The 12,798-nt window shown below is 48.7% G+C and carries 14 protein-coding genes; 6 read left to right on the top strand and 8 right to left on the bottom strand.

Features of this window, described 5'->3' with window-relative positions; translation table 11 throughout:
• Nucleotides 1-2: 2 nt before the first annotated feature.
• The 6 genes from ACO05Z_RS20095 to ACO05Z_RS20070 form a co-directional block, all read right to left on the bottom strand.
• Entirely contained in the window at nucleotides 3-785 is a 783-nt protein-coding gene (locus tag ACO05Z_RS20095; RefSeq protein ID WP_421903971.1) for a slipin family protein, read from the bottom strand.
• Between the two features lie 26 nt (nucleotides 786-811).
• Complete coding sequence (locus tag ACO05Z_RS20090; RefSeq protein ID WP_421903970.1) at nucleotides 812-2,122, bottom strand: NfeD family protein; 1,311 nt, start codon at nucleotides 2,120-2,122, stop codon at nucleotides 812-814.
• 125 nt (nucleotides 2,123-2,247) lie between these two features.
• Nucleotides 2,248-3,093: a hypothetical protein gene (locus tag ACO05Z_RS20085; RefSeq protein ID WP_421903969.1), complete on the bottom strand. Its 846-nt coding sequence runs from the start codon at nucleotides 3,091-3,093 to the stop codon at nucleotides 2,248-2,250.
• Nucleotides 3,069-4,280 carry a bifunctional phosphopantothenoylcysteine decarboxylase/phosphopantothenate--cysteine ligase CoaBC gene (coaBC, locus tag ACO05Z_RS20080; RefSeq protein WP_421903968.1) on the bottom strand — a complete coding sequence of 404 codons (1,212 nt, stop codon included), beginning with the start codon at nucleotides 4,278-4,280 and terminating at the stop codon, nucleotides 3,069-3,071. Before coaBC ends, ACO05Z_RS20085 begins: the two co-directional genes overlap by 25 nt.
• Nucleotides 4,280-4,771, bottom strand: coding sequence for a hypothetical protein (locus ACO05Z_RS20075; RefSeq protein WP_421903967.1), 492 nt, complete (start codon nucleotides 4,769-4,771; stop codon nucleotides 4,280-4,282). Before ACO05Z_RS20075 ends, coaBC begins: the two co-directional genes overlap by 1 nt.
• A 168-nt stretch (nucleotides 4,772-4,939) precedes the next feature.
• Nucleotides 4,940-5,617 carry a hypothetical protein gene (locus ACO05Z_RS20070; protein WP_421903966.1) on the bottom strand — a complete coding sequence of 226 codons (678 nt, stop codon included), beginning with the start codon at nucleotides 5,615-5,617 and terminating at the stop codon, nucleotides 4,940-4,942.
• A 148-nt stretch (nucleotides 5,618-5,765) separates the two neighbouring features.
• Between ACO05Z_RS20070 and queA the strand changes: the two genes are divergently transcribed.
• The 6 genes from queA (at nucleotide 5,766) to aroE (ending at nucleotide 10,745) form a co-directional block, all read left to right on the top strand.
• Nucleotides 5,766-6,851 (top strand): tRNA preQ1(34) S-adenosylmethionine ribosyltransferase-isomerase QueA, encoded by a 1,086-nt coding sequence (gene queA, locus ACO05Z_RS20065; RefSeq protein ID WP_421903965.1) that lies wholly within the window; start codon nucleotides 5,766-5,768, stop codon nucleotides 6,849-6,851.
• 180 nt (nucleotides 6,852-7,031) lie between these two features.
• A complete protein-coding gene (locus ACO05Z_RS20060) occupies nucleotides 7,032-7,262 on the top strand; it encodes a 4Fe-4S binding protein (protein ID WP_421903964.1) in 231 nt (76 codons plus the stop codon).
• A gap of 1 nt (nucleotide 7,263) precedes the next feature.
• Complete coding sequence (locus ACO05Z_RS20055; RefSeq protein ID WP_421903963.1) at nucleotides 7,264-8,331, top strand: 3-methyl-2-oxobutanoate dehydrogenase subunit VorB; 1,068 nt, start codon at nucleotides 7,264-7,266, stop codon at nucleotides 8,329-8,331.
• Between the two features lie 2 nt (nucleotides 8,332-8,333).
• Entirely contained in the window at nucleotides 8,334-9,092 is a 759-nt protein-coding gene (locus ACO05Z_RS20050) for a thiamine pyrophosphate-dependent enzyme (RefSeq protein WP_421903962.1), read from the top strand.
• Between the two features lies 1 nt (nucleotide 9,093).
• Complete coding sequence (locus ACO05Z_RS20045) at nucleotides 9,094-9,636, top strand: 2-oxoacid:acceptor oxidoreductase family protein (protein WP_421903961.1); 543 nt, start codon at nucleotides 9,094-9,096, stop codon at nucleotides 9,634-9,636.
• Between the two features lie 290 nt (nucleotides 9,637-9,926).
• Entirely contained in the window at nucleotides 9,927-10,745 is an 819-nt protein-coding gene (gene aroE, locus ACO05Z_RS20040; protein ID WP_421903960.1) for a shikimate dehydrogenase, read from the top strand.
• Between the two features lie 127 nt (nucleotides 10,746-10,872).
• On the opposite strand, the gene ACO05Z_RS20035 is transcribed toward aroE, so the two are convergent.
• Nucleotides 10,873-11,208 carry a cupin domain-containing protein gene (locus ACO05Z_RS20035; protein ID WP_421903958.1) on the bottom strand — a complete coding sequence of 112 codons (336 nt, stop codon included), beginning with the start codon at nucleotides 11,206-11,208 and terminating at the stop codon, nucleotides 10,873-10,875.
• A 114-nt stretch (nucleotides 11,209-11,322) separates the two neighbouring features.
• Entirely contained in the window at nucleotides 11,323-12,687 is a 1,365-nt protein-coding gene (locus ACO05Z_RS20030; RefSeq protein WP_421903957.1) for an NAD-dependent succinate-semialdehyde dehydrogenase, read from the bottom strand.
• Nucleotides 12,688-12,798: the final 111 nt, after the last annotated feature.

Raw genomic sequence — 12,798 nt, 5'->3', positions numbered from 1 at the left:
TATTAATCGCTCTCTTGGTCTTTTTTATCCATTGCCCCTCTTCTGCCGGTTAACGGCGCCAACATCTTTAGTAAATCAAGAGGAAGAGGGATTATGGTGGAAGATTTTCCTTCAGCAGACATTTCTCTCAAAGTCTGCAGATATCTCAATTGCAATGCCTCAGGATGGGCAGAAATAATCTCAGCGGCTTCTGACAACTTGTCAGCAGCCTGAAACTCACCCTGTGCGTTGATAACCTTGGCTCGCCGCTCACGTTCAGCCTCGGCCTGTTTGGCCATGGCGCGCTGCATTTCCTGCGGCAAGTCAATATATTTGAGCTCGACTGTGCTGACTTTAATGCCCCAGGGATCGGTGTGCGTATCAAGAATTTCCTGAATCTCGCTGTTCACTTTTTCGCGCTGGGAAAGTATCTCGTCAAGTTCAACGCCTCCACATACGCTACGCAAGGTGGTTTGTGCAAGCTGAGATGTGGCAAACATAAAATCCTCTACCTCTAATATAGCCTTGATCGGATCAGTCACCCTGAAATAGACCACCGCATTAACCTTGATACTAACGTTATCACGAGTGATAACATCCTGATTGGGTACATCAAGAGTCATAATTCTAAGTGAGACACGGACCATACGGTCAACAATAGGAATCAGGATTATCAGCCCGGGACCTTTAGCATTTATCACTCTACCCAATCTGAAAATCACGCCACGTTCATACTCGTTCAGCACTTTCAAGGCAGTGATCAGAAAAAAAACGACAAGTAAAACAACGGGAATAAAAAAAGTCATAAAAGCCTCCCTAAAAATTAAGTTGATCAGCTCTTTCTTACAACAATCAGGGTCAGACCATGGGCCTGAACAACCTCAATCGCGGTCCCGGGATCAAAAAAAGTTTTATCATTTGTCTCCGCATTCCATATTTCTCCACGCACGCGGACTTTCATGCGCTCCCCTTTCACTGCAATAACTTCACCTTCAAGCCCGACCATACTTTCCATGCCCATACCGGATCTGGAAATCTGCGCCTTGGTCACAAGATAGATAATGACTCCGACAAATGCGGCAAAGGTAAGTACAGTTCCAAGAATCGTCTCCAGAGGAATACCGGGAGTTCCTTCCCTGAAAAGTACCAGTGACCCGACAAAAAGACTGAGCACCGCTCCAAGACTGAGCAATCCGTAGCTGACAATGAAAACTTCAAGAATAAAAAGCACGGCACCGAGAAGAAGTAAGAGCAACCCGGCGGCATTGGTGGGAAGAACAGACATGGCATAAAGGCCGGTCACGAGGCAAAACGCACCGAGCACACCGGGCAAAATAGCTCCGGGATGCGAGAGCTCAAAAAATAACCCCAGCATTCCGCCCAAAAGAAGAAAATATGCAACCTGCGGATCAAGAAGCCATGAAAGAACAGCATAGCGAAATCCCGGTTCAAATTCAGTAACCGTCACATCAGATTTTGAGAATTTGACCCGCTGCCCATCAATGAGCACTCCCCTCGCACCCAGCTGTTCCAAAAAATCATCAACAGAAAGAGCCATGAAATCCACAATATTCAAGGTCACCGCATCCTGAGCATCAACACTGATGCCATCCTGAACAGACTTGGCGTACCATTCATAATTACGCCCCCTCTTGCGAGAAATCCCCTTAATCAAGCTAACCATATCCCCGGTCACCTTCTTAGCCATGGTCTCGGGAAGTTCATCACCGGAAGGGGAAACCGAACTGGCCGCCCCGATAGATGTACCGGGAGCCATGGCAGCAATCTGCGCCGCTGCTGTAATAAATGTTCCAGCCGAAGCTGCACGAGCTCCTTCCGGACCTACCCAAACACAAACCGGGATTTTGCTGTTCATGATAATCTTGACCAGCTCACGCATGGATGTACCCAAACCGCCCGGAGTATCGAGCCTGAGCAAAACAAGATCATGATCGTCATCACCAGCACGCTCAAGGCCGTCTTCAAGCAAATGAACCTGAGCCGGACTTATCCCCCCTTGAAATTCAAGCAACAGCACGCTCATTTGTTTAGCAAATGCAGCACTGGCTGAAACGCCGAAGAAGAGCATCGTCATGATGATCAAGCAATAAATGAAACCTGAACGCCTCTTTAAACCATGCATAGCTACTCCCATGAAATAGGCTTTTATAGTTCATAATGCCAAATCACAGGAAATAAATAAACTATGGAAAAAGAAAACCCCGCCTGATTAAGACGGGGTCCATAATTACAAAATGAAAATCGACTTTAGAAAAGAGGTAGGCGCAAAAGCGAGATGCAGAGCAACTGCTGCTCATCAGGAGGCAGATTCTTAAGGAAGTCCGGATCCTGAAGCATAAGCATCTGCACTCCGTTAATATGTACTGATGCTGATGATGAGGGTGCATCCGGGGCGATAATGGTCCGGGCCTGATCTCCGAAGCAAGCCACAAACTTTACACCGTAAGACTCAACTCCCTTCCAAAAGATGTCAGACTTGTTTTCAAACTCATTGCCGTTCCAAGCGGTACAGGGCCAGAAAGAAATAGCTCCCTTGGGTAAGCCCATATAACCGATCAAAGACTGAAAGAGCTTTCTACGCGCTGCATCCGCCTGACCGGATAAATCCTGTCCCATCTGGGCATAAGTCCAAAAAATCTGCAAACGCGGTGTGATACGCGAAGCAAGATTCGACCAAGGAGCCGGCCAGGACTGCGGATCAGGAAAATTGACCTGAGGTTGAACCGGAGCCTTACGCTGCACGGGCATACGAGACGGCTTTGCCGGAGGGGTACGGTCAAAAGAAGGCCGCTGCTGTTGCTGGGATTGTGCAGGTTGAGCTTGCGGGTGCTGATTCTGAACAGTAGCTTGCTGCTGTCCACGCTGTTGAGCGGCAGACTGCACCTGCTGTTCTGCGAACTGCTGTGGCCTGCGAGGAGCCTGCTGAGCATATTGCTGGCGTGGTTGTGAGGGCGCAGCAGGACGCTGCTGCCTTCTCGGTTTCTCGAGTTCCTCGATACCGGGCAGTGCATCCTTGAAAACATATTGCAGGCCGTTTTGATACCACGGCCTAACACTTTCAAGTACATTTAATTCAGCAGAAGGTGATCCCATATGCGCCACGCTACTTCGGTTTTAGCAAGATCGGGCCATTCTTCGGACCGCCCTGCCCTGTCCAGAACATAGACCGAGTTAGTGGAAGACTCAAATCCAGCACCGGGCTTGTTGATGGGGTTGGCAACAATCAAGTCCAGATTTTTACGCTCAAGTTTGCCCTTGGCGGCTTCCTGAATATTGGAAGTCTCAGCTGCAAAACCAATGAGCTGTTGATCATCATTCTTCATGGTCCCGATAGTCTTCAAGATATCAGGGTTGGTATCAAATTCGACCCGCAGAGCATCACTGCCCGCTTTCTTGAATTTGCCTTCCCCGTGAGGAATAGGCTTGAAGTCAGCAACCGCAGCGGTGAAGCACCCGGTGGTGCAGCTGGGCCAAACCTCGGTGGCAGCGTCAAACATCTGCTGAGCAGAATCAACTTTGATCACGTCGATATCTTCAGGAAACCACCAGTTCACCGGACCGGAAACAACTGTGACCTTGGCCCCGCGCAACCATGCAGCCATAGCAATGGAAGCACCCATCAAGCCGGAAGAAGGGTTGGACCAGAAGCGGACTGCATCCCATTTTTCACGGGTAGGTCCAAGAGTGATCAGCACATGCTTACCGCTCATATCGTCAGGAGCAACAGCGCGTAAGCCGTGGGCATAAATGGATTCAAGAGAGGCAAGACGTCCACGTCCATGATCACCGCAAGCCACATCGCCACAATCGGGACCGATAAATTCAACCCCTCTTTCAGCGAGCACACGGCAATTATCGCGGGTAGCCGGAGCGTCCCACATAGCCGGATTCATGGCCGGGGCCACCAGCTTGGGGCCGTTAAAGGCCAGAGCCTGACAGGAAAGCATGTCATCTGCCAAACCATGGGTCATGCGCGCCAGCACCGAAGCTGTTGCCGGGGCAATGAGCATGGCATCAGCAGCCTGTCCAGGCTCAAGATGCCCGAAGGTGTCGTCCATGGTCGGGTACATTTTCTCCCAGACCTTAAAAGCACCAAGGGCCTCATAACTGAGGCCCCTGATAAATTCCTGCGCACCTGATGTAAGCGTAACGCTTACTTCGATCCCGGCCTTACGGAACATGCGCAGTAAGTCCAGAGACTTGTAAGCTGCGATAGAACCGCTGACGCCGAGGTGGATGCGTTTTCCTAAAAAGCAGTCAAAATTAAGATGTTCATTCATTATTGTATATTCTGTTCCTGCATACCGCCGGAAGAAGGCATGGAATCAGACTTCATTTCAACGGCGTAGATTTCAACTTCAGTATTGTAAGATCCGTCAAAAATTCTCACTGTGCAGCTCTTGTAAGGCTTGGTAAAAGAAAGAGTGGAAACAGTGGAGGTAATGGATCTTTCTTTGGTCCAGTTGTCTTTTGCCATCTGATTTACAAAGAAATCGATGAGTGACTGGTTTTCAACACGTCCCTTGAGAACGATTTTTCCATACTTAAAAGACTGGTCTTCTGCAACATAGGACTGGTCAGGTACCCTGCTCAGTTCGTTGGGAACTGCAATGTCATCAAATTCAGTATAAGGTACGAATTCCTCGAAACTTTCAGTCGCACCAGTGGTAGCAACTACAGGTTCTTCAGAAGTTTTGTTGGTTCCGGCCAGACAACCGGTCAGCCCCACAAAGATCATGGAAATAAGAAGCATTTTGATGAAAGTACGCATATTTAATCCTCCGATTTTAATGCCGATGCATATTGAAATTCAGGCCAGCTGGGCTGGACATAATTTGTATACAGTAAATTATGCAGCATTGATCCCAAATCACCACTGCATCATCTAGACATTTTCTACAGACATGAGAGCAAAAAATCAATTCCGCAAGCAGGAAAATCAACCGTTCAGGCGTTTGATCTTATCCATAAAATAATTTTCCATTTCCCTGCGGTCCTTGCGCAAACGAATGAGCTCAGACTCCATAACTTCAAGCTTATGCTTTAAGGCTGTGTTTTCCTGAGCTAATTCACTGGTAGCGCACTCCAGCTCAACGTCCTTCTGCGCTAAGGCATTAGTCCGTTCGTCATACTCATCAGTTATGGATTTAATATCGAGCTGCGGCAAAGCCTTGATTTTTTTCTGGCTGCGGGCAAGAAGAACAAAAGCTTTTTTGAGCTTGTAAATATCTTCGCGCTGCTCTTCAATGATTGACTTCTGATCGGCAATCACTTCAAGTGACTTGCTCATCTTGTCCATCATCTCGGCAAATGCTCCGCTCAGCTCCGCCTGAATATTCATGGCCGGCTGGGCAGGTACGCCACGTTCGGAGGGGCTGATCTCAATAGTGCGGGGAAATTCGGACCGGAGCTGCTGCTCAATTTCCGTGGTAACCATCCCATCATTATATAATGTAACGATGCGTTTGAAGATTTCCACTGCGGATTCAGGGTACTTGGTTACCCGGCCCATTTTTTTACTGGAAAGAAAATCCTTGAACAGCGAAGCATAGCGCCTTGCTGTAGGAGCGGGGATCATCGTAATCTTGGATATTTCAGCTACTGACAACCATTTCATAAACTAATCCGGATTTGGTGATCAACGTGACAATCAAACAACCTTGTTTGACTGGGCAATCAAAGAACAAACACAGCATTCATAGACCTTGGCGGTGTCTGCTGTAAAGATTCTTACCAGATTATCATCAATAATGAAAACTGAAAAAATGAACATAAATACAGAAGACTTTTTCCTTAAAAGCTACGACTTTGAATTACCTGAAGCACAGATAGCACAATGTCCCGCAGTAATGCGCCACGGTTCCAAGCTCATGGTCCTTGATCAAAAGAGCGGTGAAACCGAAATCAAAAACTTCACAGACATTGTGGATCTTCTTCCCGAAGGCGCCCTGCTGGTAGCCAACAACTCAAAAGTTGTCCCGGCCCGCATCTTCGGCACAAAGCCTACCGGAGGCCGGGTGGAATTCCTGCTGCTGACCCCCCTGCCACTTATCGAAGCCGAAGAGGTTCCCGGTGGATTCAAGGCGCAAGCCCGCGGTCTGCTCCGGGCATCAAAAGGTCCCAAACCGGGAAATGAAATATTCTTTGAAGGCGGCCTGAAGCTTACCGTACTGGGCAAGGGCAAGTTCGGCCTTTCCGAAGTTGAACTCGAATGGACAGGAGACCTGAAAAAGATTTTTGAAGAATGCGGCAAGATTCCCCTGCCCCCCTACATCCGTCGTGCTGCAGATGAAACCGACAATGAACGTTACCAAACCCTCTACGCCTGCGATGAAAAGGCCGGGTCAGTAGCCGCCCCTACTGCCGGACTGCATTTTTCCGAAGAGATCAATGAAAAACTCAAGGCCAAGAACATCGAAAGGGCCGAAGTTACATTATATGTAGGCTACGGAACATTTAGCCCAGTACGCGCTGAAGATATCCGTGATCATGAAATGCATAGCGAATATATTGAAATCCCGGAAGAAACCGCAGCGGCTGTGATCAAGGCCAAGCAGGAAGGAAGACCGGTAATAGCTGTTGGAACCACCTCAGCCCGGACCCTTGAGGGCGCTTTTCAGCAGGCCGGGGAAATCTGTGAATTCAAGGGAGAAACAAATATTTTCATCTACCCCGGTTTTGAATTCAAGGTCGTCGACCGTATGATTACCAATTTTCATTTGCCAGAATCATCCCTTGTCATTATGATTTCCGCTCTCGCTGGTAGGAAAAATGTTCTGAACGCTTATACAGAAGCAGTCGATAATCAATTCAGATTCTTCTCTTATGGCGATTCAATGTATATAAAATAAGGTAGAAATAACGGTCTGACGTATTTTTTTCGGAAAAATTTGCACCTGACCGCAAATAACTATACCTTGTTTTTCAACAGTCACATTTCTCAAATGTACTGCCTACAAGTAAATAAGACTCTATTGGTCCCAGCCCGTTGATATAACGGGCTTTTCTGTCCACGGTAACAGGAGTTTAGGATGTCACGAGTAAAATTTTTGGATGAACGGTGCAAAGGCTGTCTGCTCTGTACCACCGTCTGTCCAAAGGAAATCATAAGGCAATCCGACCGATTCAACCAGCACGGTTACAAAGTTGCTGAAGTCGCGGCTGAGGATATGGAAAAGTGTACCGGATGTACTTCCTGTGCTCTGATCTGTCCGGATATCGCTATCCGGGTTTACAGAACCAAAAAGGCCAAAGGAGAATAGTATGGCTAAGAACGGCGAAAAGCTTTTCATCAAAGGCAACGAGGCTATCTCCCGCGGCGCTATCGCAGCCGGGCTCAAATGCTACTTCGGCTACCCCATCACCCCCCAGAACGATATCCCGGAATACATGTCCGCAGAACTGCCCAAAGTCGGCGGTGAATTCGTTCAGGCTGAAAGTGAAGTTGCTGCTGCAAACATGCTCATCGGCGCTGCTGCTGCCGGTGCCCGTTGCATGACTTCCTCTTCCAGCCCCGGTGTATCCCTCAAACAGGAAGCCATCTCCTATCTCGCAGGTAGCCAGCTTCCCGCAGTAATCGTCAACATGAACCGTGGTGGACCGGGTCTCGGTGACATCGGCCCTAGTCAGGGTGACTACTTTCAGGCCACCAAAGGCGGCGGACACGGTGACTACCGCACCCTCGTTCTTGCCCCCGGTACCTGTCAGGAGTGCTATGATCTCGTGATCGAAGCTTTCGACCTCGCTTTCAAATACCGCAACCCGGTTATGATCCTCGGTGATGCCATCGTCGGTCAGATGAAAGAACCCGTTATCACTCGGGAAGTCAAAGAGCATGATGAAAAAGAAGGAACCGAATGGCGCATTGAAGGTGCCAAGGACCGCGATCACCGCATCATCAAGTCCCTGTTCCTCACCGAAGGTTCACTTGCAGGCCACAACCAGGCCCTGCAGGCCAAGTATGATGACATGGCCAAGAACACCAAACAGGAACTCTTCGAAACCGAAGATGCAGAACTCATCGTAGTTGCCTACGGCTCCATCGGACGTATCGTAAAGAGCACCGTGCGCAAACTACGCGCTCAGGGTCACAAGGTCGGTCTTTTCCGTCCCATCACCCTTTACCCCTTCCCCTCCGAAGAGCTCAACAAGCTCGCCAAGCAGGGTAAGAAATTCCTGACTATTGAACATAACCTCGGTCAGATGGTCGAAGACGTGCGTCTTTCCATCCGCACCGTTACCGACAGTGATTTCTTCGGCTTCATGCCCGGAAACCTGCCTACCCCCGACGATTTCGAGGAGCCCATCCTCAAAAGCCTTGGAGGGAAATAAGAATGAGCGAACAAGAAATTCTCGCCTTTGATAAGGCTGACGCAATTGTAGACGTTCCCACCCACTACTGTCCCGGCTGCCAGCACGGTATCGCCCACAGACTTGCGGGTGAACTGCTCAGCGAAATGGGCCTGACCGAAGACACCCTTCTGGTCACCTCAATCGGCTGTTCCGTATTCCTTTACAACTACCTCGGCGTAGACAGTGTGGAAGCTCCGCACGGCCGCGCACCGGCAGTTGCAACAGGCGTAAAACGCGCCCGCGGTGACAAGTTTGTCCTCTCCTATCAGGGTGACGGCGACCTCGCTTCCATCGGTATGGCTGAGATCATGCACATCGCCAACCGCGGTGAAAAAGTCTCCATCATCTTCGTAAACAACACTGTTTACGGCATGACCGGCGGACAGATGGCTCCCACCACCATGGAAGGCCAGAAGACCACCACTTCCCCCAATGGACGTGATCCCATGAAGGAAGGTCAGGCTATCAAGATGGCAGAGATCATCGCCACCCTCGGTGGAACCGCTTACGCAGCACGCGTGGCCCTGAACAATGTGAAAAACATCCGTCAGGCCAAGAAAGCCATGAAAAAGGCTTTTGAAGTGCAGCAGAAAGGTCTCGGTTTCGGTTTCATCGAGCTGCTGGCAACCTGCCCCACCAACTGGAGAATGACTCCCATTCAGGCGAACGAAAGGGTTGAATCTGAAATGATCCCCTACTTCCCGCTGGGTGTATATAAAGACGTAACTGCGGAGGACTAAGATGAGCAAATACCTCGACAGCATCATTGCCGGATTCGGCGGACAGGGCGTTATGCTCATCGGTAACCTGCTGGCCTATTCAGGCATGAATGCCGGACTGAACGTAACCTACATTCCGGTTTACGGCCCTGAAATGCGCGGCGGTACCGCGAACTGCACAGTCGTACTTTCCGACGACGAAATCGGTTCCCCCATCATCCGCAGCCCTCACAGCCTGATCATCATGAACCGTCCTTCTCTGGATAAATTCCAGCCCATGCTCATGGATGACGGTATCCAGATCGTCAACTCCTCTCTTGTTGACGCAGAGCTGGTGGACACCAAGCGCATCAAATCCTACATGGTGCCCTGCAACGATATCGCCGACAAACTCGGTAATACCCGCATGGCAAACATGGTAGCACTCGGTGCCTTCATCAAGGCGACTAGTATCATGGACCTGCAGGCAGTCATCGACTCCCTCGAAAACGTGATCTCCGCCCACTACCACCACCTCATCCCCAAAAACGCAGAAGCCCTCAAAGAAGGCGCTGCTGCTATCTAAGTACGCACAATTTAAATGCCCCCTACGAATTTTCGCAGGGGGCATTTCTTTTTGATGCGCTTCGCGCTTTTTGATAGAAAGATTTTGCCTCCAGCGGCTTACCCCCTAGGGCTTCGCCGTGTAGATTAGCAAAAGGTGCTTGATGATAAATAGATCTTGTATTTCTATTGCCAAGCACAAACTCCTGCCTTTAAATATTTCTTTTAATTTTATCATTAATTTTAAGCGTTTTAATTCAAAAAAACGATCTAGTCTTTACAAAAGACCACAAACGTCTTCAGGAGCTAAATATGGAAGTATTCAAGCCTGAAAAGCTTTTTGGAATAATTGGACACCCTCTTGGCCATACAATGAGTCCTTTGCTGCATAACTGGGGCTTTGCAGAGCACAAAATTCCGGCAATATACATGGCTTGGCCTACTGAGCCGGAAAAGGTCCAAAATTTCATGCAGACTTTCAAAAATCTGCCCATTTCCGGTGCCAGCGTGACTATTCCCCATAAACTTTCCGTAATGAACTACATTGATCAGCTGACCGAGCGCGCTAGGTCTGTGGGAGCGGTGAATACACTCTATTGGAACGGTGATAAAATCGTGGGCGACAATACCGATGCCGCGGGAGTCTCGGAGCCGCTGCGTCCTTATTCAGATCAGGTGCAAAAAGCCCTTCTGATCGGTGCCGGAGGTGCTGCTCGCGCTGCGATCACAGGTCTTCAATCATTGGGCATCAAGGAAATTTTCATTACCAACCGCACTAAATCAAAAGCAAATGATCTCGCTGCTGAATTCAAAATATCAGCCCTTGATTGGGACGCTCGTGGCGATCAAAGCTTCGATCTTATCGTGAATTCCACCTCGCTAGGCATGTCAGGAAAATTTGAAGAGATCAACCCCATGATCATGGATAATCAGAACGCGAACACCATTGTCTTCGACCTAGTCTACAACCCCATGGAGACTGTTTTCATACGCGAAGCCAAAGCCAAAGGATGCACTGTAATCCACGGAATCGAGATGTTCATCCATCAGGGGCTGGAACAATTCAGACTTTGGACAGGAATTAAGTTGGATGAGAAGAAGGCGAGAGAACTACTGCTCAAGAGCCTTTAATCCTAAAAGCAAAATAAAATGCAGTCAGTTCCCCAAGATTTCACGTTGATCGGGAAAACTGACTGCATTAAAATTATGAACATTAAAACAGCCCCAAAGGTACTGCTTTTCGTATTAGGGATCGAGGTTAAAGGTTAGGCTTACCGCCCGCTTCAGTAGAGGTAATATTTAAAACGATAATAAGAAATTCAGCCTCGTTATCGGCCTTAGGACGGTGCTCTACACCTTTTGGAACTATGAACATATCATCCTCAAATAATTGAATGGTACGGTCACGAAGCTCGATAATCATACACCCCTTGTACAGAATAAATATTTCATCCTGATCATCGTGCTTATGCCAATTTGTGCTGCCCAGACCCTTGGCGATCTTGAAAAGCTGATTATTACCTTCCCCAATAACTACCTGAGACCAATACTCACTGATTCTGGCTAATTCACTACGAATATTAACCTTATCCATTGCCCAGCTCCTTTAGTATAATTATGAATTGATTCAGTAGTTACACCAAAGCCTTAAATATGAGCTAGGAAGTTATTGCTATCTTCCTCAGTTTATAAGCAGAGAGTAGTTTTTCTATCCGATACAAACAGACTTAACGTTCACAAATTCCCTAATTCCGTAAGTAGAAAGCTCGCGGCCGTAACCTGAATTCTTTACCCCTCCGAACGGAAGCGGCGGACGGCTGCTTACACGTCCGTTCACGTAGACCAGTCCGGCTTCGATCTGACGGGCAAGACGCAATCCTTTTTCCTCATCACGGGTCCAAACTGAACCACCGAGGCCGAATGCACTGTCGTTAGCCATTTCCATGGCCTGCTCTTCGCTATCTGCACGGAATACAAGGGCTACAGGCCCGAAAATTTCATCACGCCCCGCGTCGCTTTCGAAAGGAACATCAGTGATAATGGTCGGAGGGTAAAAAGCCCCTTCGCCATCAGGAACTTCCCCACCAAGTACAATTCTGCCACCCGCTTTGAGACAGCTCTCTACCTGAAATAACAGATTATCGCGGAACTGGTGTGAAGCCATGGGTCCCATAACGGTATTTTCATCCAGAGGGCTGCCCATTGGGACAGATTCCATGCGCTCTTTAAGCTTGCCGATGAACTCATCGTAGACATCATTGTGGACAATGAAACGCTTGGCAGCAATACAGGCTTGTCCTGCGTTGGAACAGCGGGATTCAGCTCCTGTGGCTGCAGCCTTGTCCAGATCAGCATCAGCAAGGACCACAAAAGCATCGCTTCCGCCAAGCTCCATAACTGACCTCTTGAGGTGTGCGCCGGCTAGTGCGGCAACCGCACGCCCAGCTCTGACGCTACCTGTGAGGCAGACACCGATAACAGAGTCATCTGCCAGCACGTCTTCAACCTGCTCGGTACCGACGATTAAGGTCCGGAATACATTTTCAGGAAATATGGACTCACAGAAAAGCTCTTCAATAGCCAGAGCGCACTGTGGAACATTGGGAGCATGCTTTAAAAGCATTGTGTTGCCTGCCATGAGTGTGGGTACGGCAATACGCAAAACCTGCCATACCGGATAGTTCCAAGGCATCACGGCCAGTACAGAACCCATAGGGGCGTACTCTACAGAGCACTGCATACCATCGACAATTTTTGGCTCACTGGCCAGCATGGCAGCACCGTTATCAGCATAAAAATCACAGACAGTAGCAGACTTAAGAACTTCTGCCCTGCCTGATTTGAGCGGTTTACCCATTTCAGCGGCCATAAGTTCTGCAAAATGATCTGCACGTTCACGAAGCAATGCAGCCAGATTGCGTAAACAATCTGCACGATGTTCAAAAGAAGTAGATTTCCAAGTGGAAAATGCATCCGCAACTGATGCTAAAATGGAAGAAGTTTCTGCGGAGCTTAATTCAGTAAATTTTTTTTCGACCTTTCCGGTCATGGGGTTGGTACTCTGAATAGCCATCGGGGCAATACCTTATTTTTACATGATTATTATGGAGTGAGGGGTGATTCTGCTCACTGCGTGGAAAGGCTACTTAACAAGAAAGGGGCAAAAGAAAAAGGCGGCAACCCT

The organism is Maridesulfovibrio sp., assembly GCF_965230075.1.
Taxonomy (GTDB): domain Bacteria; phylum Desulfobacterota; class Desulfovibrionia; order Desulfovibrionales; family Desulfovibrionaceae; genus Maridesulfovibrio.
This window is presented reverse-complemented; position numbering and strand designations above follow the sequence as displayed.

Bases quoted from the DNA above. Each gene is read 5' to 3' on its own strand.
- coaBC (WP_421903968.1), bottom strand. From the start codon at position 4,280: ATGAATGAACATCTTAATTTTGACTGCTTTTTAGGAAAACGCATCCAC.
- ACO05Z_RS20060 (WP_421903964.1), top strand. From the start codon at position 7,032: ATGTCACGAGTAAAATTTTTGGATGAACGGTGCAAAGGCTGTCTGCTC.
- aroE (WP_421903960.1), top strand. From the start codon at position 9,927: ATGGAAGTATTCAAGCCTGAAAAGCTTTTTGGAATAATTGGACACCCT.
- ACO05Z_RS20070 (WP_421903966.1), bottom strand. From the start codon at position 5,617: ATGAAATGGTTGTCAGTAGCTGAAATATCCAAGATTACGATGATCCCC.
- ACO05Z_RS20075 (WP_421903967.1), bottom strand. From the start codon at position 4,771: ATGCGTACTTTCATCAAAATGCTTCTTATTTCCATGATCTTTGTGGGG.
- ACO05Z_RS20035 (WP_421903958.1), bottom strand. From the start codon at position 11,208: ATGGATAAGGTTAATATTCGTAGTGAATTAGCCAGAATCAGTGAGTAT.
- ACO05Z_RS20085 (WP_421903969.1), bottom strand. From the start codon at position 3,093: ATGGGATCACCTTCTGCTGAATTAAATGTACTTGAAAGTGTTAGGCCG.
- ACO05Z_RS20050 (WP_421903962.1), top strand. From the start codon at position 8,334: ATGAGCGAACAAGAAATTCTCGCCTTTGATAAGGCTGACGCAATTGTA.
- ACO05Z_RS20055 (WP_421903963.1), top strand. From the start codon at position 7,264: ATGGCTAAGAACGGCGAAAAGCTTTTCATCAAAGGCAACGAGGCTATC.
- ACO05Z_RS20095 (WP_421903971.1), bottom strand. From the start codon at position 785: ATGACTTTTTTTATTCCCGTTGTTTTACTTGTCGTTTTTTTTCTGATC.
- ACO05Z_RS20045 (WP_421903961.1), top strand. From the start codon at position 9,094: ATGAGCAAATACCTCGACAGCATCATTGCCGGATTCGGCGGACAGGGC.
- ACO05Z_RS20090 (WP_421903970.1), bottom strand. From the start codon at position 2,122: ATGCATGGTTTAAAGAGGCGTTCAGGTTTCATTTATTGCTTGATCATC.
- ACO05Z_RS20030 (WP_421903957.1), bottom strand. From the start codon at position 12,687: ATGGCTATTCAGAGTACCAACCCCATGACCGGAAAGGTCGAAAAAAAA.
- queA (WP_421903965.1), top strand. From the start codon at position 5,766: ATGAACATAAATACAGAAGACTTTTTCCTTAAAAGCTACGACTTTGAA.